19 protein-coding genes are annotated in these 20,269 nt (G+C 42.2%); 9 read left to right on the top strand and 10 right to left on the bottom strand.

The genetic code is table 11. From position 1 onward, the window contains the following. The first annotated feature begins 3 nt into the window (after positions 1–3). The 4 genes from PQG45_RS08815 (at position 4) to PQG45_RS08800 (ending at position 5,106) form a co-directional block, all read left to right on the top strand. Positions 4–1,773 (top strand): Ig-like domain repeat protein, encoded by a 1,770-nt coding sequence (locus PQG45_RS08815; RefSeq protein WP_316070702.1) that lies wholly within the window; start codon positions 4–6, stop codon positions 1,771–1,773. 90 nt (positions 1,774–1,863) lie between these two features. Beyond that, a complete protein-coding gene (locus PQG45_RS08810; RefSeq protein WP_316070701.1) occupies positions 1,864–2,379 on the top strand; it encodes a hypothetical protein in 516 nt (171 codons plus the stop codon). Between the two features lie 135 nt (positions 2,380–2,514). Beyond that, positions 2,515–3,579 (top strand): phosphoglyceromutase, encoded by a 1,065-nt coding sequence (locus tag PQG45_RS08805; RefSeq protein ID WP_316070700.1) that lies wholly within the window; start codon positions 2,515–2,517, stop codon positions 3,577–3,579. 69 nt (positions 3,580–3,648) lie between these two features. Beyond that, entirely contained in the window at positions 3,649–5,106 is a 1,458-nt protein-coding gene (locus PQG45_RS08800; protein ID WP_316070699.1) for an inorganic phosphate transporter, read from the top strand. Positions 5,107–5,109: 3 nt separating this feature from the next. Here the strand turns inward: PQG45_RS08800 and PQG45_RS08795 are convergent, their stop codons facing one another. Further along, positions 5,110–6,243, bottom strand: coding sequence for an NAD(P)/FAD-dependent oxidoreductase (locus PQG45_RS08795; protein WP_316070698.1), 1,134 nt, complete (start codon positions 6,241–6,243; stop codon positions 5,110–5,112). Between the two features lie 264 nt (positions 6,244–6,507). On the opposite strand from PQG45_RS08795, the gene PQG45_RS08790 reads away from it, so the two are divergent. Together PQG45_RS08790 and PQG45_RS08785 are read left to right on the top strand one after the other, a co-directional pair. Then, complete coding sequence (locus tag PQG45_RS08790) at positions 6,508–7,965, top strand: inorganic phosphate transporter (RefSeq protein ID WP_315574263.1); 1,458 nt, start codon at positions 6,508–6,510, stop codon at positions 7,963–7,965. A 55-nt stretch (positions 7,966–8,020) separates the two neighbouring features. Next, positions 8,021–9,226 carry a porin gene (locus PQG45_RS08785; RefSeq protein ID WP_315574262.1) on the top strand — a complete coding sequence of 402 codons (1,206 nt, stop codon included), beginning with the start codon at positions 8,021–8,023 and terminating at the stop codon, positions 9,224–9,226. Positions 9,227–9,265: 39 nt separating this feature from the next. On the opposite strand, the gene PQG45_RS08780 is transcribed toward PQG45_RS08785, so the two are convergent. Together PQG45_RS08780 and PQG45_RS08775 are read right to left on the bottom strand one after the other, a co-directional pair. Beyond that, a complete protein-coding gene (locus tag PQG45_RS08780) occupies positions 9,266–10,408 on the bottom strand; it encodes a glycosyltransferase family protein (RefSeq protein WP_316070697.1) in 1,143 nt (380 codons plus the stop codon). Next, positions 10,360–11,172 carry a UDP-2,3-diacylglucosamine diphosphatase gene (locus PQG45_RS08775; protein WP_316070696.1) on the bottom strand — a complete coding sequence of 271 codons (813 nt, stop codon included), beginning with the start codon at positions 11,170–11,172 and terminating at the stop codon, positions 10,360–10,362. The genes PQG45_RS08780 and PQG45_RS08775 overlap by 49 nt, the downstream gene beginning before the upstream one ends. 186 nt (positions 11,173–11,358) lie before the next feature. On the opposite strand from PQG45_RS08775, the gene PQG45_RS08770 reads away from it, so the two are divergent. Continuing rightward, positions 11,359–11,856, top strand: a complete 498-nt coding sequence (locus PQG45_RS08770; RefSeq protein WP_316070695.1) for an ester cyclase — start codon at positions 11,359–11,361, stop codon at positions 11,854–11,856. A gap of 88 nt (positions 11,857–11,944) precedes the next feature. On the opposite strand, the gene PQG45_RS08765 is transcribed toward PQG45_RS08770, so the two are convergent. Further along, a complete protein-coding gene (locus tag PQG45_RS08765) occupies positions 11,945–12,601 on the bottom strand; it encodes a type III pantothenate kinase (protein WP_316070694.1) in 657 nt (218 codons plus the stop codon). A 52-nt stretch (positions 12,602–12,653) separates the two neighbouring features. Between PQG45_RS08765 and panD the strand changes: the two genes are divergently transcribed. Further along, entirely contained in the window at positions 12,654–13,004 is a 351-nt protein-coding gene (gene panD, locus PQG45_RS08760; protein ID WP_315574257.1) for an aspartate 1-decarboxylase, read from the top strand. Here the strand turns inward: panD and panB are convergent. Beyond that, positions 13,001–13,816, bottom strand: coding sequence for a 3-methyl-2-oxobutanoate hydroxymethyltransferase (gene panB / locus PQG45_RS08755; RefSeq protein WP_315574256.1), 816 nt, complete (start codon positions 13,814–13,816; stop codon positions 13,001–13,003). The genes panD and panB overlap by 4 nt on opposite strands. Next, positions 13,813–14,613, bottom strand: a complete 801-nt coding sequence (panC, locus tag PQG45_RS08750) for a pantoate--beta-alanine ligase (protein WP_316070693.1) — start codon at positions 14,611–14,613, stop codon at positions 13,813–13,815. The genes panB and panC overlap by 4 nt, the downstream gene beginning before the upstream one ends. A gap of 39 nt (positions 14,614–14,652) precedes the next feature. Here panC and coaBC point away from each other — a divergent pair, with 39 nt between their 5' ends. Continuing rightward, positions 14,653–15,846 (top strand): bifunctional phosphopantothenoylcysteine decarboxylase/phosphopantothenate--cysteine ligase CoaBC, encoded by a 1,194-nt coding sequence (gene coaBC / locus PQG45_RS08745; protein ID WP_315574254.1) that lies wholly within the window; start codon positions 14,653–14,655, stop codon positions 15,844–15,846. Positions 15,847–15,874: 28 nt separating this feature from the next. On the opposite strand, the gene PQG45_RS08740 is transcribed toward coaBC, so the two are convergent. From PQG45_RS08740 to uxaC, 4 genes are read right to left on the bottom strand one after another with little or no spacing between them, the layout of a single operon-like run. Beyond that, positions 15,875–17,155 (bottom strand): MFS transporter, encoded by a 1,281-nt coding sequence (locus tag PQG45_RS08740; protein WP_316070692.1) that lies wholly within the window; start codon positions 17,153–17,155, stop codon positions 15,875–15,877. Positions 17,156–17,177: 22 nt separating this feature from the next. Continuing rightward, positions 17,178–17,843 carry a bifunctional 4-hydroxy-2-oxoglutarate aldolase/2-dehydro-3-deoxy-phosphogluconate aldolase gene (locus PQG45_RS08735; protein WP_315574252.1) on the bottom strand — a complete coding sequence of 222 codons (666 nt, stop codon included), beginning with the start codon at positions 17,841–17,843 and terminating at the stop codon, positions 17,178–17,180. 2 nt (positions 17,844–17,845) lie between these two features. Further along, complete coding sequence (locus PQG45_RS08730) at positions 17,846–18,856, bottom strand: sugar kinase (RefSeq protein WP_315574251.1); 1,011 nt, start codon at positions 18,854–18,856, stop codon at positions 17,846–17,848. Between the two features lie 3 nt (positions 18,857–18,859). Beyond that, the gene (gene uxaC, locus PQG45_RS08725; RefSeq protein WP_315574250.1) at positions 18,860–20,263 is read right to left on the bottom strand and encodes a glucuronate isomerase; all 1,404 of its coding nucleotides are present in this window, start codon (positions 20,261–20,263) and stop codon (positions 18,860–18,862) included. Between the last annotated feature and the right edge of the window lie 6 nt (positions 20,264–20,269).

Here is a 20,269-nt window from a genome sequence, read left to right as displayed (position 1 = left end):
GTGATGAAACGCTTACAAACAAACATGTTTAAAGTTTTCGCTATGTTAACTATTGCGGTAGTTACATTAGCGGGTTGTGCGACAGAAGAGGAAGTTTTTCCTGTGCCAACAATCTCGACGTCGGGAACGCTTGCGGGAATTCCGGGTGCGACCATTACAGTTAAGGCGACAATCAATGCGCCTGCAGGTATTAAGTCGATTACGGTTTTGAAAAACGGTGCGGCTTTTGATTCAAAAATAATGGCTGGCGAAAAAACAGCTGAGTATTCAAAGGATTATGTGATTGAAGGAACAGCAGGTTCAACGGTGAACTTTACGGTACAGGTTACAGATAACCAAAACCAAGTTTCTTCGTTGGTATCAATTCCCGTAACCGTTTCTGTCGTACCTCCTAAAACCATTGTGGATGTAGAAGGTGTGATCGAAGGAAACGTGACATGGACTGCGGATAAAATTTACCGTTTGAAAGGTTATGTACGAGTAGGTGAAGAAGCTACTTTTGGTACCATTACGAAGGTTGGTCAATTGACTATCCAAGCAGGTACGGTTATCATCGGAGATAAAGCTACTAAGGGAACTTTGGTTGTACACCGCGGTTCTAAATTGATCGCGAATGGTACTGCTGCTGCTCCGATTGTATTTACATCTGCTGAAGGTGTAGGCAACCGTGCTCCAGGCGATTGGGGTGGAGTTGTTCTTTGTGGAAAAGCACCAAACAATTTAACGGGTACAGTAGAATTAGAAGGTGGTTACAAAGGTTACCACGGTGGTACGGATGCAGCAGATAACTCGGGTTCATTAAAGTATGTTCGTATTGAATACGCGGGTATTCCTTTGAATCCAAACCAAGAAATTAACTCATTAACGATGGGTTCAGTAGGTTCAGGGACGACTATTGAATATATCCAAGCGTCATTTGGATTGGATGATTCATTTGAGTGGTTCGGTGGAACGGTGAATGCAAAATATTTGGTTGCTTACAAAGGAACAGATGATGACTTTGATGTGGATAACGGATATTCAGGAAACGTTCAATTCGGTTTAGGATACCGTGATGGTAACTTAGCGGATGCTTCAGGATCAAACGGATTTGAAGTTGATAACAACTCAAATGGAGATGCTGCAACACCATTTACTTCTGCAACATTTGCAAACATGTCAATCATTGGTGCCAAAGGAACGGCTTCATCTTATTTGGATTTCAACTTCCAAAATGGTGCGCAATTACGTCGTAACAATAAGTTGAAAGTATATAACACATTCATTACAGGTTACCCAACAGGTTTGTATATCGATAGCCAAAAAGGTTCTGCGAAAACAAACGCAGCAAATGGTGACTTAGTTGTTAAGAACGTCATTATTGCGGGTACTTCAGGATGGGGAACTTCAGGTTTCACAGCATTGAATACGAACGTATACGGTTTCGGTGTTGCGGTAGCGGATGAAGAGCAAGTTGCTAAGACAGGTTCTGCAGGAACAGTTGCTACGAAGCCTATCGAAATCGGTACAGGTGTTAAAGCATCTGATTGGTTCAAGGCAATCGCTGGTAACAAAGTGTTGACATCGACAGCGAATACAGGTATTGCTGCTACATTATGGTCAGCTCGTCCAACGTTAACTTTAACGGCTGGAACTTCAGAATCATTGATCGGTACTGCTTTACCTACATTGCCAGGTATGACTGCAACGGATTATATCGGTGCATTCAAAGATTCAGATTGGACTGCTGGTTGGGCTGAATTCTCGCCTAACTCAGTACTTTACATTAAGTAATTTATAATTAGCTAGGACGTTGCCAAATGAGGCAACGTCCTTTTTTTTACACCAATGATAAAAAATATATTAACTTTTTTTGCAGGCGTCATGCTATTGGCTTCCTGTCATTCCAAAGACGAAGTAGGCTACTATTTTTCTGACGCTGAACGTGATACGCTGTTGACGAATATCATTACGTACATGGGAGAAAAAGCTACCTATTCAACAGATTCAACAAAATTTCAGGCACAATTCAGACCTGAATATGTTAGCCGTTTACCACTCTATCATTTTGTTCATTTGACCAAAGATGAAGCGGGTACTTATTTTTATTTAATTAGTCGGCCCGTGGCGGGTCGAAAGGATTTACGAAGGGGAGTCGTAGGTCGATTCATCTTAAAACCTGAATCTACGGAAATACTTGCTTTTGAAGAGGTTGTTAACACGCCGCATTTTGATGACGAAACCGTGAAGGAACGTGGGGCTTTTTTATTTAAGGCACTTGTTCGTGAAGGAAATTTAAACGCGTATTTGCCCATGAAACATTATGTGGAATGGCCAGATTCGACACTAAAATATGACAAAAAAACCCATAATTGGGTTTCTAGGATATCGGGTTTGTAACCCACGATTTTATATTGGTGTAATATAGCAAATGTCGGCAGGTCTCCTGTCGACATTTCTTGTTTGGAGCGAATTGAAATGATAAATTTTCGTGTAATTTAGAACAAGTTTAAAGGAAACCTATTTATCAATCTTATGCGTCAAGTTTTATTTTTTTCTTTGTTGATGACTTTGTTTATTTCGCCGGCATACAGTCAAAAGTTGGCCGACCACCGTGTTATCGTCATCATGACCGACGGGTTTCGTTGGCAAGAAGTTTTCGGAGGAATGGATTCATCCATTGTAAAAGTGAAGCGTTTCCACCACGGGGATAGCGCGCGCTTAGTTAAGCAGTATTGGGCACCAGTTGCTGAGACTCGCCGTGAAAAATTATTACCCTTTTTTTGGAATACGATTGCTAAACAGGGCCAGATTCATGGTAATCGTAGCAAAGGATCACTTGTGAATGTTGCAAATCCCTATTGGTTTTCCTATCCAGGATACAGTGAGTTATTAACAGGCCAGGTTGATACGTCCGTGAATTCGAATGATTACAAGGCGAATCCCAATACGAACTTTTTTGAGTACTTGAATAGCCTAAACGCCTATAAAGGTTCGGTTGCGGCTTTTGGAGCTTGGGATGCGTTTGATCGAATTTTAAATGAAAAGCGTGCGGGTTTTCCGGTTATTAATGCTTTTGATGATTATAATTCCTATGTAAAAAGCAAGGATAGCGATTTACTTTCACGCATGACGAAGGATTCTTTCCGCGCGTTTGGGGATGCGGAGGTTTTGGATGGGTTTATGCATTACCAAGCGATGGATTATTTGAAAAATAAGAAACCCAAAGCCATGTTCATTTCCTACGGCGAAACGGACGAATTTGCACATGAAGGCCATTATGGACATTACCTGAATGCGGCGCATCAATTCGACGCTTGGTTGGCTGATATTTGGCGATTCGTTGAATCAGACCCCTTATACAAAGGTAAAACGACCCTATTAATCACGACGGATCATGGTAGAGGAGATAAGAATAAATATGAATGGACATCACATGGAGAGAAGGTGAAAGATTGCCATGAGATTTGGTATGCCATGCTGGGGGCCAAAGTCCCTAGGTTGGGTGAGGTACAATCCCCAGAACAAGTGTATCAAAAAGACTTGATTCATTTTGTTGCTAAGATCATGGAGATTCCTTTTAGCAGTAGGCCCAACTAGTATTTAATAATTTGGTAACATCCATCGGTCATGAGATGCTTACCTTCGCAATGTTTTAATAATAAACTTATGTTTGGTCTAGATCCTACGCTGTTATTCCTATTATGCTTTTGCTTAGTTGCGGCATGTGCTTTTGAGTTTGTTAACGGATTTCATGATACGGCTAACGCCGTAGCAACTGTCATATATACACACTCATTGAAGCCTACTCAAGCAGTTGTATGGTCAGGGTTTATGAACTTTCTTGGGCTGCTAACCGGCGGAGTTGGTGTTACGATGAGTATCATTGGCCTATTGCCAACCGAATTATTAGTGGATACCAATGTCTATCATTCCATGGCGATGGCATTAGCGCTGTTGATTTCTGCAATTATGTGGAATTTAGGCACCTGGTATTTAGGAATTCCCGCATCTAGTTCTCATACCTTGATTGGTTCCATTATTGGTATTGGAGTGGGGCATGCATTGTTGCCAGAGGCTTCCAACAAAGGGCTTTCATCATTGAACTGGGATAAGGTGATTGAGATTGGGCAAGCCTTGTTGTTGTCTCCTTTATTTGGTTTTGCCTTGGCAATCATTTTGATGTACATTTTAAAGAAGTCGGTAACTAACAAAGAAATCTTCAAGGAACCGAAGAAGAAATCACCTCCTCCTTTGTGGATTCGTTCGATATTAATTGCTACCTGTACCTTGGTTTCTTTTTTTCACGGGAGAAATGATGGCCAAAAAGGAATCGGCTTGGTGATGGTTATATTAATTGCGTTTTTGCCTGGTTTCTTTGCGGTCAATACTTCGCTTGACTTAAATGCGTTGCGAACACATTTGTCTACCGTACAGCAAATAACCGCAAAGATTGATTCGTCTGCCTTGTCAATCAAAGAGCAAGATGCCTTAGCCAAGATTAAGTCGTCCTCACAGGACCTTTTTGTTATTACATCCAAGAATCCTGGGATATCGACCTTAACAACGGATCAAAAATTTGCGATTCGCAAAGCGGCTTTGACGATTAACAAGCATTCAAAGAAGTTGATTGAAAGCGAATCTGTTGCTTTATCTGAGAATGATAAGCAAGCATGGAAAAAAGCAACGGCAGGGTCTAAAGCTCCCTTTTTCACCTACGGATCAAGTTCCAGTTCAGGTTTAGCTAGTGTGACCGATTTTGCGCCTAATTGGGTGATGTGGATGATTGCCTTATCTTTAGGTTTGGGTACGATGATTGGTTGGAAGCGCATCGTGATTACGATCGGCGAGAAAATCGGGAAGGATCATTTGACTTATGCACAAGGGGCATCCGCTGAGTTAATTGCATCTTTAACGATTGGATTAGCAACTGCTTATAAATGGCCGGTGAGTACGACACACGTATTAAGTTCGGGTATTGCTGGGACGATGGTTGCGCAACGCGGAATCAAAAACTTGCAAGGTGGCACGGTACGCAGCATTGTTTTAGCTTGGGTATTGACCTTGCCTGTGACCATCATTTTATCCACGATTTTGTTTCTATTATTTCGCTGGATGGTTGATTAAGCTTTATTGATAAAGTTGATTGATATACATTTGCGTGTAAGCAGGGCTTGTAGTAATACTTTTATTTCCCATTCCCGCCAGTATGTGAATGATATCGTCCACTGTTTTTGAAAATACACCATCACCTACGTGTTCTAAATATGTATTTGTCCAGGTTGATTCAATATCCCATGCGGGTAAATCAATGAAGGTTTTTGCCTTTTCAATTAGTCGGCTATTTGCTTCCATAGACAACTCAAATCCCAGATCAGATTGCTTTTGAATGCATGTTGACCTGACCGTTTCACCTAGCAAAACAGAACCGTCTTTCAATTGTTTAATGGTTAGTTTAATTTCATCTTGCGGCAAAGAATTGTCAAATGAAGGGCAAGATTGGCTACTTGAAAAGCACTCAACAGAAGCTCCCGAAATCAATGTGTTTTTCAATTGGGTACGTTGTGGAGATAGTTTAATTATTTGGGACTGACATTTTTGCAATAGCTCAGTAGGATAATGATTTGGGAGCAGCAATTGCGTTTGATTTCCACAAGCTAAGATAATGTGGTCAGCCCAAATTGTTTCCTGTTGAGACGTTACGATCTTAGCGATACCTCTTCGCTTTTCTACATCAACTACGAGTGTATTATGCTTGTAATGTAGCCCCAGTTCACTTATGAGATGGTTTCTCAAGCGATGTGTCATTTCTTTCGAATCCACCACCCCTTCATTCGGCAGGTGAATTCCGCCAAAGATTTTATTCGTGATTAATGCAGGATTAAGTTGCTTACAATCGGCTGGAGAATATAATTGGGCTGGATAATTTCGTTCTTCAAAAAGTGCTTGTAATTCGTGCAGTAGGGTTAATTCTTGCGTGCTCTTTGCAATATAACATGTACCTGTTTTGGAAAAAGTCAGGTCAAAGTTCTCTTGAAGCCCCTGGTAAATGCGTAGGGATTTCCGACTAATGTCAAACCATTTTGCGAACGATTGCCCGGATGGATTAATATGTCCAAGGTTTCGAAAACTTGATTCAAATGGGGAATTGTCCTTTTCGATTAATAATACCGACTTTTTCTTGTTAAGCGCATGTAAGGCACAAAATGTACCTGTGATGCCGGCCCCAACGACAATTAAGTCATATTTTTTACTTTTCAACATGATCCAACAGTTCAATTTAATTCATTACGAAGTTGCGGATTTAACATTAGTCAATCGTTATGCCTATGTAATCAAATTGTAAAGTAAATCAGTGTTTAATTGTTGTTTTGGCCATGTTTTGCACCATTTTAACTTAAATCACAAGGTTAGCAAATCATCATGATTAATAATTCTATAATAAATGGTTAACAATTCCTTAACATTGGAATTGTTGGGATGTCTTATTTTTGTGTCGAGATTATCACCAATATAAACAACCCTATCATGTTCGGACTCGATCCAACCTTGTTATTCTTGTTATTTTTCTGCCTTTTCGCCGCTTGTGCGTTTGAATTCGTAAATGGATTTCACGATACGGCTAATGCAGTAGCAACTGTAATTTACACACACTCCCTAAAGCCAACCCAAGCGGTGGTTTGGTCAGGCTTCATGAATTTCTTGGGTCTTTTGACTGGTGGTGTTGGTGTAACGATGAGTATTATCGGACTCCTACCCACGGAACTCCTCATGGATGCCGATGTGTATCATTCTATGGCGATGGCTTTGGCTTTATTACTTTCAGCGATCATGTGGAATTTAGGAACATGGTATTTCGGAATTCCTGCATCTAGTTCCCACACGCTTATTGGATCGATTATTGGCATCGGAGTGGGTCATGCTTTATTGCCTGAAAATTCAAATAAAGGTATTTCTGCAATCAACTGGGACAAGGCCATTGAAATTGGTCAAGCTTTATTGCTTTCTCCCCTTTTTGGTTTTGCCTTAGCAATTATCTTGATGTACATCCTAAAGAAGACTGTTAAGAATAAGGAAATTTTTAAGGAGCCAAAAAAACAATCGCCACCACCCATGTGGATTCGTGCCATTTTGGTTACGACATGTACATTGGTTTCTTTCTTCCACGGTCGGAATGATGGCCAAAAAGGAATTGGACTTGTCATGGTGATTTTGATTGCGTTTTTACCAGGCTACTTTGCTGTTAATACAAACTTGGATCTTGCGCAAGTTCAAACAAGCTTAACTTCCGTTAAGTCCATTACGGCTAAAATAGACACGCTACCTCTATCTGAGAAAGAACGTGAAAGCTATAATAAATTAGTGAAATCTTCGGCAGACCTAGATAAGATATTAGCTTCAGGTGTAACAACGGCAACGATGTCGACTACTCAAAAATTTGATGTTCGTAAAGCTGCTTTGACGATCAACAAGCAATCAAAGAAATTGCTTGAAAGTGAATCGGTGGCTTTATCTTCTGGAGATAAAAAAATCTTAAAGAAGGCTACGCAAGGCGACAAAGCTCCATTCTTTAGTTTTGGCTCGACTTCTTCTTCCGGAATCGCTGGTGTGACGGATTTTGCACCTGCATGGGTGATGTGGATTGTTGCACTTTCATTAGGCTTAGGTACGATGGTGGGTTGGAGACGAATTGTTGTCACCATTGGAGAGAAAATTGGTAAAAACCATTTGACTTATGCACAAGGCGCTTCTGCAGAATTAATTGCCTCGTTAACCATTGGGTTAGCTACGGCATATAAATGGCCTGTTAGTACGACACACGTATTGTCTTCGGGTATTGCAGGAACGATGGTTGCCTCACGTGGAATCAAAAACTTGCAAGGAGGTACAGTTAAGAGTATTGTACTTGCTTGGGTTTTGACCTTGCCTGTAACGATCATCTTATCAGCGCTATTATTTGTTTCATTCCGCTGGATTATCGCATAATATAATTTCTGGGGGCATCTTCAGGATGCCCCATTTACTACACACCAATATAAAAATGAAAAAATTACCCCTATTGCTAGGGGCCTTAGCTATGCTTTGGTCTTTAGTTTCGCAGGCACAAGCGCCCGCTCAAACAACACCTGCTACCAAAAAATGGTATGATTCTTTCAGCATTCGTGGCTATGGTCAAGTACGTTACAATCGTTTGTTTGAAACCAACGATAAACTCAAATCAGAACAAGGGGACAAAAGTGTTGGTGATAATGGTGGGTTTTTCATTCGCCGACTGCGCATCATTTTCAGTGGACAGGTAAATGAGCGTGTTTATTTTTATATCCAACCAGACTTTGCAAGTAGTGCGTCCTCCACTGGATTACATTTTGGTCAAATTCGGGATGCTTATTTTGATTTAGGCCTAGATAAACACAATGAATTCCGTTTTCGTGTAGGCCAAAGTAAAGTACCTTTTGGATTTGAAAATATGCAGTCTAGTCAAAATCGACTGCCTTTGGATCGCAATGACGCACTTAACAGCGCCGTCTCAAATGAACGTGATTTAGGTGTGTTTTTCTATTGGGCTCCTGCCAAAACACGCAAATTGTTTAGTTCATTAGTGAATGATGGACTTAAAGGTTCTGGCGATTACGGTGTTTTCGGAATCGGAGCTTATAATGGACAAACAGCCAATAAGCCTGAAGGAAATGACGCACCGCATATTGTTGCACGCTTAAGCTACCCCGTTCAAATTAAAAATCAAATTGTTGAAGCGGGAATCCAAGCATATTCCGGTCAATGGACGATGGCTTCTGATCAGTTAAGTACGGGTGTGAAAGTGAATAGCACGAAGACTTATTTAGACGAACGAGTTGCTGCTAGTTTTGTATTATATCCAAAGCCGTTTGGTATTCAAGCTGAGTACAATGTAGGAACAGGTCCTGAATTCAATAAAGCAACGGGAAGTATTGAGAATAAAAAGCTATCAGGTGGATATGCAACATTTTCGTATAAACTCGATATTGCCAAGCAAGTGCTCATCCCTTTTGTCCGTGTTCAGCATTACGAAGGTGGGAAAAAACATGAATTAGATGCACGTAGCTATCGCATTGATGAAACAGAAATTGGCCTTGAATGGCAACCCAATAAAAACTTTGAATTAGTTACTATGTATACCATGGCAACGAAACGCGCCGAAGATTTTAAATTACAAGAGAATTTACAAACGGGAAATTTGTTGCGTATCCAAGCGCAAGTTAATTTCTAAGGATTGTTGTTTAGGCAGGTAATAATCCTGCCTAAACAACTACCAACTCGCCGATAATCCACTCTCATTCCGCGGGCTGAATCTAGGATTTTCAACTGGTTTACGAATTAAATCAGTTAATTGATACGCAAAATTAGCCTGATGTACCCAATGCTGGTAATTATCCTGAACCGAAACATGTTTCGGTAGATAGGCATGAAATATATCTAAATCAAAGGTTTTCGCTTTCACGCCGGCTCCAGACAATTCGCCATCATGCGCATTGATCATCTGCTCAATGTGATTCGGTACAGGTACCATCATAACCGGCTTGCCCAAATACATCGCTTCAGCCACGGATTCAAAACCAGCCGTCGAGATTAATCCGGCACAATGCGTCATTTTCGCCAAATACTTTTCGGCATCAATTGGATGGAAAGTCAAGGATTCCGAATATGCGTAGACACTTTTATGACTTGGGTGATCCCAAAAACAATCCAATTTAACGGACGGATGTTTTTCCGACCATGCCATGATTTCATCGGCTAGACGGTGGTGGGTTAAATAAGCCAACCAGCTTTCACCCGACTGTGGCTGTATCGATTTCACCTCTTGGCGTAACAACGGTGGGACCGTGATGATGTTTCTTTTCGTATCGTTTGGGATATAGCGAAACGATAAACCCAAAAGTTTTTTCGAACCAATAGCCGTAATCTTAGTGTTGATGTTTAATAAAAAACGATCTAACGCTTTTTCTGCGATGGACTCAAAGTTTTCATTTAAAAGCAGGTATTGATGTCCAATGGACATACAAGGCACTTTTGAGCCCGACTTTAAATTGTATAATCCCGTAATGGATTCATAAAAATTAACGATTCCATCCGGTTGCAATGCTTCGATGAATTCACCCAATTGCGTAGCGCTCTTCCAATAGGTACCGAATTTCGTAAATGCTTGCATCGCCGTTTTACCCAGTTGGACCGATTTTCCTTTGCCATAATTAATGGAAGGACTTTCGTACTGAATGATGGGCGTATTACCAATGAAATCAGCAAAGAAGCATGGGATTTTTCTTCCTTCAAATGAACCGACTGCATAGCCTATCACTTCGTGTCCAGCCTCGCGTGCGATTTGAGTTAAGGAAATCGCTTGCGTTAAATGACCGCGACCTTCTCCTTGGATGGTAAAGATGAATCTGCCCATATGCTTGTTAATTCAGATTTAAGATCAAAACTTGGATAATCAATTAATAGCCATTCGCCCGCATGTGTCTCCACCAAGGCCGTTAAGGATTCCACCCAGTCCCCCGAGTTCATGTAGGTTATCCCGTCGATTTGCTTAATTTCCGCTTTGTGAATGTGCCCACAGATGATGCCATCGGCTCCTTTGGCCTTGGCTAATTCTGCCAACTTCTCCTCGAAATCCGAAATGAAATTCACGGCTGCCTTCACCTTTTGCTTGATGACTTGCGATAAAGAATAATAAGGCTTGCCTTGCCACGAACGGTATTGATTATACCATTTGTTTAGCCACAGAAGAAACGTATATCCTATGTCTCCTAGATAGGCCAACCATTTCATTTGGCTGGTAATGCTATCAAATATATCGCCGTGTGTGATGAAATACTTTTTGCCATGCGTGTTTAGCATGTAGTCTTGTCGGATGGAGAATTGCTTCCCAATTTTCAAAGGCAAGATTTGATCCAAAAAATCATCGTGGTTTCCGCGAAGGTAAATGACCTCTGTATCGAAACGGTCCATCATTTTCAACACCGCGCGGAAAAAACCGGTGTGTTTCTTTTTCCAAGAACCTCCTTTTTTCAATTGCCATCCATCGATGATATCTCCATTGAGAATCAATTGATGACAAGAATTGGACTTCAGAAATTCGTTAACTTCTTTTGCTTTTGCTCCTTTACTCCCTAGGTGTAAGTCGGAAATGACGATTGTCTTGTAGGTTGGCCGCATGGCATGTATTTTCGTTTACCAAAAGTACATGTGCGCCGAGCCTAGTGTGTTACCTATAAATTATCGAATCGTTAATTCATTTGCACCTATGTTCCTGTTTGTGCAATGGGGAACAAGTCGAACCTCCTGATACGGTAGTCCTTATCCCTATTCAAGTACCTTTGGAATCAAACAAATGAAGGTATTATGAAAAAATTAGTGATTTTATTATTCACGCTTGTTGGCTTAAACGCCCAAGCCCAATCTAAAAAAGAATGTAAAGAGCTACTTGACGCAGAAAATCAGGTCGCGGCTAATGTGAAAATGTATACGGAGATCTGGGATAAAATCTTGAATCACCGCGATATTGATGCCATCAACGATACGAATTTTGCGAAGGATGTTATCTTACTGAATCAAAAAGAGGGAATCCGTGCAACGGGAATCGAAGGATTTAAAAATGCATTTAATTATTATTTGACTACATTCTCCGACATTAAATTCACCTTTATCGACGTATGGGGTCATGGAGATAAATTAATAAAGCATTGGAATTTTCAGGGCAAACACAATGCGACAGGGAATAAGATGAACTTATCTGGGGTTACTTTAGTAAAAATGAAGGATGGAGAAATTATCGAAGAACAAGATTTCGATGATAACCTGTGGTACAATCAACAGTTAGGCCAGTATATGGTTAAATAATTCCCCCCCCCTTAAGCTTTGGCAATCCTTAAAGGTTTGCCAAAGCTAACGTGGGAAGAAGAAAAAAATTATATCACTTAATTGATATTCAAATCAGCATCCCCTTCCAAACTAAATCCGGATCGACAGGGTAGAGGTGTTCAAAGTATTGCGCGTCCCCTCCAGTTAAAACAATCTGAAGGTTTGGTATTCTTTTTTGTGCTTCCTCCACGAAACCTTTTATTTCAAACTCAACACCGGCCATCACACCTGCAAGTAGATTGCTTGCGGTATTATCTCCAAAATGGGGATAGTTTATTTGTGGTATTAAATGAGGTAATTTGGCTGTTTGTTCATGCATCGCCTTACCTCGCATGCCTATGCCAGGACTGATGGCTCCCCCGACAAATGCATGGGATTCATCTGTTAAATTATAGGTGATGCAAGTCCCCAAACAGATGGTTAAATGACTCGGTCCGGCTCCTAAGGCCAATAAGATTCGATCCTCTCCCAAGCTGCTTACATCGTAGTCTTTTCCGGGAATGACCAACTGATTTGGAACCAATTTGGCAGAAAACAATTTCGATAATGGGCTAGGTATATCGATGACCGTGCTCAGATGAATGGACTCAACCTGCGCGAAATAGGGTATTTGGCGGATGCTCTCTACCGTTAAATCAGCGATAATTCCTGCGTTTATTTTCGTATGACCCTCATAAACGGCATATTTTAAGCGCGTATTCCCAAAATCTAATAACAGTTTCATTTCATTCAAATTAATATTTGGTAATTTTGTGCCTCAAAACGACCGCCTAATTATGTATCAAATACAAATATTAAAATCAAAAGTTCACCGTGCAACGGTTACAGAAGCGAATATCGATTACGTAGGGAGCCTAACCATGGATGCCGATTTAATGGAAGCCGCCAACATGCTTGAGCATGAGAAAATCCAAGTGGTGAATGTCAACAACGGGGAACGTATCGAAACCTACCTAATCAAAGGCGAACGAGGCTCAGGAATTATTTGTTTGAATGGCCCTGCAGCTCGCAAGGCTGTCGTAGGTGACATTGTCATCATTATTTCCTATGCCTTGATGGATTTTGAACTAGCCAAAACCTTCAAACCCACAGTTGTTTTTCCTAACGCAGCTAACCGTCTAGTCTAATACGATTCTCCCGCGTTCGGGAAATCTTGACTTTTCACATCAGCAACATAGGCTTTGACTGCCTGCGGAATTAATTCGCCTAAATTTAAATAGCGGCGTAAAAAACGCGGTTTAAATTCCGTATTAATTCCAAGCATGTCATGCATCACAAGTACCTGGCCATCGCAAGCGTTACCCGCGCCTATCCCGATGGTCGGGATGCGGAGTTGCTCACTCACTTGTTTCGCCAGTTCCGCTGGGATTTTTTCCAAAACCAATCCAAAACACCCAGCCTCTTGCAAGAGTTGCGCTTCTGCTAGTAGTTTATTGGCCTCATCCGCTTCTTTGGCACGAACGCCGTAAGATCCAAATTGATAAATACTCTGAGGAGTTAATCCCAAATGTCCCATAACGGGAATGCCTGCGCCAACAATCTTTTTAATACTATCGACCACCTCTAAACCGCCCTCTAATTTGATGGCATGCGCTCCTGTTTCCTTCATGATGCGAATGGCAGAAGATAGGGCAATCTCCGAGTTGGATTGATAAGAACCAAAAGGCAAATCCACAATGACAAGTGCACGATTCGTTCCTCGAACAACACATTGTGCGTGATAAATCATTTGGTCTAAGGTAATAGGCAATGTAGTTTCGTGCCCCGCCATGACATTGCTAGCACTATCCCCTACGAGTAGGCAATCGACCCCTGCGGAATCCAACAACAAGGCCATCGAATAATCGTAACAGGTGAGCATCGAAATGCGTTCGTTTTGTTGCTTCATCTGCAACAAACTGTGCGTGGTGATTTTTTTGAATTCTTTTAAGTAGCTCATGGCATGAATTGATTATCGATCAGTCGGACACCACCGATAAACGCGGCGACCAAAATCTGACAGGGACGTTCGTCCCAAGGTTTATTTTCTAATGTTATGGGATCACAGCAAGCAACATAGTCAACGGTCTCAAAACCGTTTGCTACTAATGCCGATTCAAATGCCGCTGCTGATGGGCTATTAAATCCTTGAAAGATTGCTAAGGCTTGTGTTTTTTGTTCAGCACTTAGTCGGCTATTCCGACTACTCATGGCTAATCCGCTCGATTCACGAACAGTAGGACACTCGATTAAATTCACATTAGATTTCGTGATTTCAAGCATTTTTCGGATAATTGCGATTTGCTGAAAATCCTTTTGCCCCATATATAAATGGCTAGGTTGCACAGCCTGTAATAGTCGGTCCACAACGACACAAACGCCCTGAAAATGGCCTGGACGGTGCGCGCCTTCGAGTAATTCCTCCAAACGGCCGAGGGGATAATGTGGTAAATTCTTCATGCCGGATGGATACAAATCATCTACTTCCGGTGTATAGACGATATCACAACCTGTTTCCGTTAATAATTTTATATCGTTCGCTAAGGTTTTAGGGTATTTTTCAAAATCGCTAGGGTCGTTGAATTGCGTCGGATTGACAAATATGCTGCAAACCACTTGTTCACATTGTGCTTTTGCCGCCTTAATAAGGGCGAGATGTCCTTCGTGCAATGCCCCCATCGTTGGGACAAAACCAATGCTCCCACCTTTGTTTTGCAGGTAGGATTTTAAGGCATCTTGTGTTAGGAATTGTTTCATTGAATAAAATATCAGGCAATATTACCTATTTTTGGCCTTATGTTACAGGGGAAACGAATAATTCTAGGCATTACAGGTAGTATTGCCGCTTATAAATGCATCATGTTGGTTCGATTATTGACCAAACAAGGTGCCGAAGTTCGCGTGGTCATGACGAAAGCCGCACAAGATTTTGTCTCGCCTTTGGTGTTAAGCACCTTCTCGAAGCATCCTGTTTGGATCGAATTTCATGAGCATAACAACTGGAATAACCATGTGGAGTTAGGGCTTTGGGGGGATCTGATGTTAATTGCCCCGGCCACTTGTCATACCTTAGGGAAAATGGCGAATGGCTTGTGTGACAATTTGGTCTTAGCCACTTTTCTTTCCGCGCGGTGCCCCGTGATGGTCGCACCTGCGATGGATGAGGATATGTTTTTGCACGCGGCAACTCAGGCGTCACTCGCCACTTTACGTTCTAGAGGAACGCATGTTTTGGATGTTAATACGGGTTCGCTCGCTTCGGGTTTGTCGGGACCTGGCCGTATGACGGAACCGGAAGAGATTATTCAAGCGATGTGTTCGCAGGTATTTCGCCAACAAGACTTTGCGGGGAAACGCGTGTTGATTTCTGCTGGTCCAACCCAGGAAGCACTTGACCCTGTTCGCTTTATATCAAATCACTCATCAGGAAAAATGGGAATTGCTTTAGCGGAAGCGATGTACCTTCTCGGGGCAGATGTGACTTTCGTCGCAGGGCCCATGCCTAGCAAGCCTCAATATTCCGAGATTCAAATTATTCCCGTAACAACGGCTGCCGAAATGGAAACAGCTTGTTTGGCTGCATTTTCAGCAGCTGACATCTGCATCATGGCTGCCGCGGTAGCGGATTATCGGCCAGTTCAGGTAGCAAATGAAAAAATTAAAAAACAGATGGAGGCCTGGTCTATCGACTTAGAAAAAACCACAGATATCTTAGCCCAAATGGGAGCGTTGAAACGGTCTGATCAAGTATTGGTAGGCTTTGCATTAGAAACGGAAAATGAGGAGGCGAATGCAAAGGCCAAATTAATCCGTAAAAATCTCGATTACATTGTGTTGAATTCCATGCGCGACGCAGGAGCGGGATTTGGAACCGATACGAATCAAGTGACCATTTTCCGAGCGGATGGGGAGGAACTGCAATTGCCTTTGGCAAGCAAAAATGACATCGCCCTTAAGCTTTGCCAATCCTTAAAGGTTTGGCAAAGCTAACGAAGGGGATATCAAAAAATTATATCAACTAATCGATATTCGCAGTTTCTAATTTAGGCGCAAGCGTATAAATAATCGCCCAAGCTAATACATACGCACTTCCACAGAGCAAGAAGATGATGTTATAACCGTCGTTGATATCTCCGGCTAATTTGTATTTGTCCAACAAGAATCCAACAATCATTGGGAAGAAAATACCTCCCACGGATCCAGCCATTCCTCCGATCCCAATCACCGAACTAACTGCTTTCTTCGGGAACATATCCGTCGCAATCGAATAGATGTTTGCACTCCAGGCTTGGTGTGCCGCAGCTGCTAAGGAAATTAACGCTACCGCTTGCCAAATGTTATCGCAATAACGCGCCATCATAATAGGTACAACAGCTAAGGCGAAGCCCAACATGGAATATTTACGTGCCTTGAACGAAGGCCATCCTTTGTTGATCAACCAGCCCGACAACCAACCTCCGCCAATACTGCCAATGGTCGTCGCCGTATAAACAATGATTAACTCAATACTCGGCTTTTTCAAGTCTAAATGGAAACGCTCATTGAAATACGATGGCAACCAGAATAAGAAAAACCACCAAATGGGATCTGTCAACATTTTTCCAAACACGAACGCGTAGGTTTGTTTAAAGCCAAATAAACGACCCCATTTCACCGGATCTTGATTCTCATCTTTTTCTTCTTTGTCCGCATGGATGTAGTCAAATTCCTCTTTGGATAACATCTTGTGTTTGGAAGGTACTTCGTAATAGAACCACCAGAAAATCAACCAAATAAAACCGATTGCTCCTGTGACGATAAAAGCCATTTCCCAACCGTAAACTCCCAAAATCCAAGGTACTAATATAGGTGCTGCTACAGCGCCAATGTTGGCTCCCGAATTAAAAATTCCAGTCGCTAATGCCCGTTCGTTTTTAGGAAACCATTCCGCAGTCGTCTTAATCGCCGCTGGGAAATTGCCCGCTTCACCTAGTCCTAAAAGTCCGCGCATGAAAGCGAAGCTCAAGGTTCCTGTTGCCAAGGCATGTAACATCGCCGCAATACTCCAAACGATGATCGAAATGGTATAACCTAATTTGGTCCCAATGCGATCGATGATTCCACCGAATCCCAATAAACTAATGGCATAAGCCGCCTGGAAGGTGATAACGATGTTGGAGTAGTCAGTTTCCGACCAGTTAAATTGGTCTTCCAAAACGGGCTTTAATAAACCAATTACCTGGCGATCCAGGTAGTTGATCGTCGTCGCGAAAAAGAGCAAGGCGCAAATTCGCCAGCGATACGTTCCTATTTTATTCATGGTTTAGAGGGATTTGTTCGGGTTATTTTAGACCCTTATAAATTGTTATTAAATCACTAATCGTATTCGATATACTTTGGTAATCTTGTTTTGCTATCAGCGCTGGGGGGAATAATTGTGATCCCATTCCGACCGCCGAAGCACCTGCATCAAACCAGGTTTTCATACTTTCATGCGTGGGTTCAACACCACCCGTCACCATGATTTTACTATGCGGCATAGGTCCTTTGATCGCTTTCACAAAACCGGGTCCTACCACATTACCTGGAAATATTTTAACGATTTTCGCTCCTAATACTTCCGCATTACGAATCTCCGTCAAGGTCATCGTTCCTGGCATCCATGGGATATCATGTTTCGCACAAACCTCACCTACTTCTGGCGTTGTGAAGGGTTGCAACATGAAATCAGCCCCCATTTGAATGAATTCAGATGCTTGTTTGGCATCGTATATCGTACCGATTCCGAGTACCAAATCCGGACATTCCTTTTCACAAAAGCCAATTAAATTGGCAAAAATGGCTGGCGCTTCCGCACCCCGATTCGTGAATTCAAACACGCGAATTCCCCCATCATAACAGGCTTTTAATACAGATTGCGCCACACCTAAATCCGCATTGAAAAATAAGGGGATAATGGGAGTTTCAGAGATGCGTTGGTATACAACGGAAGAGCTATTTCTTGCCATAATTATCGGTTTAAACGACCACTTAGGTCGCCTTTCATTACTAGTTCAATTTCATCCAAATTTGCCCGATTAATATCGCCTTCAATGGTATGTTTTAACGCGGAGGCCGCAACACCAAATGCCAAGGATTGTGCCTCGTCACCATAGATCAAATTCCCATAAATATACCCGGCCATGAAGGCGTCACCGCCACCAATCCGATCGACAATTTGGCTAATTTCAACCGTGTCTGATTTTAAAACTTTATCTCCATCGAATGAAACGGCACTTAGCGTATTCTGAGAAGCAGATATTTGACCGCGTTTTGTATTGATGATTTTTTTCAGACGAGGGAATTGCGCCTTGATTTGTTTGCAGATGGAATGCCAACCGCTTTTCGTGCTGCCATCGGGAACAATGCCTAATATGTCTTCCGCATCGCCTTTACCACATACGATGATGTCACAACCTTCAATCAGTTCCGGCATGACTTCTTGTACGGATTTCCCATATTGCCAAAGATTCTTACGATAATTGACGTCCGCGGAAACCGTGATTCCTAAGGCGTTTGCCACTGAAATAGCTTCGCGCAAGGCTTGTGCCGCCGATTCCGATATGGCCGGACTGATACCCGTCCAGTGGAACCAACAAGCATCCTTGAAAATCTCCTGCCAGTTGAATTCAGACGGACTCAAGTTGGCAAATGCCGAATCCGCGCGATCATAAGTCACTTTGCTCGGGCGCATGGCTGCACCAAATTCCACAAAATACAAGCCTAATCGGCCTTCGCCGTAGACAATGTCGCTCGTGTCAACGCCTACTTGTGCATAATATCCTGCTGCAGCTTTTCCTAATTCGTTATTTGGAAAACGGGTAACATGTTTTGCGGGAATCCCCAAATGGGCTAATCCGCCCGCAACGTTCGCCTCGCCACCCCCATAGGTGATGTTAAATGACTGTGTTTGCACAATACGGGAATAGCCCGGAGGACTTAAACGTCCCATGATTTCCCCAAACGTGACTACTTTTTTCATGCTTTATTCAAAGTTAAAAAACGCTGATGCATTTTTGTACGAAATATCCTCTACGAGTTTACCTAACCAAGCGATGTCGGCTGGCAATTCTCCATTCTCCACATCTTGGCCGAGTAAATTACACAAGATTCTGCGGAAATATTCATGTCTTGGGAAAGATAAGAAGCTGCGTGAGTCCGTCAACATCCCCACAAAGTGGCTCAACATTCCCATGTTGGACAGCGCATTGATTTGCTTCTCCATGCCATCTTTTTGGTCCAAAAACCACCAACCAGAACCGAATTGCATCTTGCCTACGATGGTTCCATCTTGGAAGTTGCCGGTCATGGTTGCTAGCAATTCATTGTCCCGTGGATTCAAATTGTAAAGAATCGTTTTGGCCAATTGATTCGTTGAATCCAAGTGATTCAAAAATGCCGAAAGCGGTTTCGCTTGTTCAAAATCTCCTATCGAATCAAATCCTGTGTCTGGGCCAAGTGCACCTAATAAACGCGCATTGTTATTGCGAATCGCACCCAAATGAAATTGTTGGGTCCAGCCGCGTGCATGATCTAAGTGTGCGAGGTAGACTAACATCGCCGACTTAAATTGCCATTTTTCTTTCTTGCTGATTAACTTTCCTGTGATTAAACGCTCAAAAATCAATTCGATTTCTTCCTCCGTAAATTCTTCGGCATAGATATGTTCTAAACCATGATCGCTTAAGCGGCAACCGGCTTCATGGAAGAAATCATGTCTTGCTTTAATCGCTGCTTTGTAATCCGCCAAGCTGCGAATGGATTGGCCCGCTGCCGTAGCTAACGCGTTGACATATTCCACAAAAATAAGTTCATCATCCACGCCCATCGCTTTGTCGGGACGGAAAGTAGGTAAGACCTTAATCTCAAATCCACTGGCTGCGATTTGCTTGTGATAGCTCAAGTTGTCGATCGGATCATCCGTCGTACAAAGCGCTTTCACGTTCATTTTCAACAACAAATTCCGTACAGAATACTCCTTTGTGCGAAGTAATGCTGAACAATGATCATAAATGCGTTTCGCGGAGTCTTTGTTCAATAATTCCGTTACACCGAAATAGCGCTGTAATTCCAGGTGCGTCCAATGGTACAAAGGATTTCGCATCGTGTAAGGAACGGTTTCCGCCCATTTCATGAATTTTTCTTCATCACTTGCATTACCTGTGATGTATTTTTCATTGACACCATGTGCACGCATCGCACGCCATTTGTAATGGTCGCCGTACAACCAGATTTGGGTAATGTTATCAAATTGCTTGTCTTCTGCGATCTGCTGCGGAACCAAGTGATTATGGTAATCGATGATGGGCATCTTGGCCGCAAAATCGTGATATAGCGTCTGCGCCGTAGGCGTTTGCAATAAAAAATCTTCGTTTAAAAAAGCCTTCATAGGTTA

The organism is Aquirufa regiilacus (genome assembly GCF_032470275.1).
In the GTDB taxonomy this organism is placed as follows: domain Bacteria; phylum Bacteroidota; class Bacteroidia; order Cytophagales; family Spirosomataceae; genus Aquirufa; species Aquirufa regiilacus.
Note: the sequence above shows the minus strand (reverse complement) of the source record. Positions and strands in the feature narration are given on the sequence as shown.

Excerpts from the sequence above, each read along its gene's own strand:
- PQG45_RS08815 (WP_316070702.1), top strand. The coding sequence starts at position 4 with ATGAAACGCTTACAAACAAACATGTTTAAAGTTTTCGCTATGTTAACT.
- PQG45_RS08810 (WP_316070701.1), top strand. The coding sequence starts at position 1,864 with ATGCTATTGGCTTCCTGTCATTCCAAAGACGAAGTAGGCTACTATTTT.
- PQG45_RS08805 (WP_316070700.1), top strand. The coding sequence starts at position 2,515 with ATGCGTCAAGTTTTATTTTTTTCTTTGTTGATGACTTTGTTTATTTCG.
- PQG45_RS08800 (WP_316070699.1), top strand. The coding sequence starts at position 3,649 with ATGTTTGGTCTAGATCCTACGCTGTTATTCCTATTATGCTTTTGCTTA.
- PQG45_RS08795 (WP_316070698.1), bottom strand. The coding sequence starts at position 6,243 with ATGTTGAAAAGTAAAAAATATGACTTAATTGTCGTTGGGGCCGGCATC.
- PQG45_RS08790 (WP_315574263.1), top strand. The coding sequence starts at position 6,508 with ATGTTCGGACTCGATCCAACCTTGTTATTCTTGTTATTTTTCTGCCTT.
- PQG45_RS08785 (WP_315574262.1), top strand. The coding sequence starts at position 8,021 with ATGAAAAAATTACCCCTATTGCTAGGGGCCTTAGCTATGCTTTGGTCT.
- PQG45_RS08780 (WP_316070697.1), bottom strand. The coding sequence starts at position 10,408 with ATGGGCAGATTCATCTTTACCATCCAAGGAGAAGGTCGCGGTCATTTA.
- PQG45_RS08775 (WP_316070696.1), bottom strand. The coding sequence starts at position 11,172 with ATGCGGCCAACCTACAAGACAATCGTCATTTCCGACTTACACCTAGGG.
- PQG45_RS08770 (WP_316070695.1), top strand. The coding sequence starts at position 11,359 with ATGAAAAAATTAGTGATTTTATTATTCACGCTTGTTGGCTTAAACGCC.
- PQG45_RS08765 (WP_316070694.1), bottom strand. The coding sequence starts at position 12,601 with ATGAAACTGTTATTAGATTTTGGGAATACGCGCTTAAAATATGCCGTT.
- panD (WP_315574257.1), top strand. The coding sequence starts at position 12,654 with ATGTATCAAATACAAATATTAAAATCAAAAGTTCACCGTGCAACGGTT.
- panB (WP_315574256.1), bottom strand. The coding sequence starts at position 13,816 with ATGAGCTACTTAAAAGAATTCAAAAAAATCACCACGCACAGTTTGTTG.
- panC (WP_316070693.1), bottom strand. The coding sequence starts at position 14,613 with ATGAAACAATTCCTAACACAAGATGCCTTAAAATCCTACCTGCAAAAC.
- coaBC (WP_315574254.1), top strand. The coding sequence starts at position 14,653 with ATGTTACAGGGGAAACGAATAATTCTAGGCATTACAGGTAGTATTGCC.
- PQG45_RS08740 (WP_316070692.1), bottom strand. The coding sequence starts at position 17,155 with ATGAATAAAATAGGAACGTATCGCTGGCGAATTTGCGCCTTGCTCTTT.
- PQG45_RS08735 (WP_315574252.1), bottom strand. The coding sequence starts at position 17,843 with ATGGCAAGAAATAGCTCTTCCGTTGTATACCAACGCATCTCTGAAACT.
- PQG45_RS08730 (WP_315574251.1), bottom strand. The coding sequence starts at position 18,856 with ATGAAAAAAGTAGTCACGTTTGGGGAAATCATGGGACGTTTAAGTCCT.
- uxaC (WP_315574250.1), bottom strand. The coding sequence starts at position 20,263 with ATGAAGGCTTTTTTAAACGAAGATTTTTTATTGCAAACGCCTACGGCG.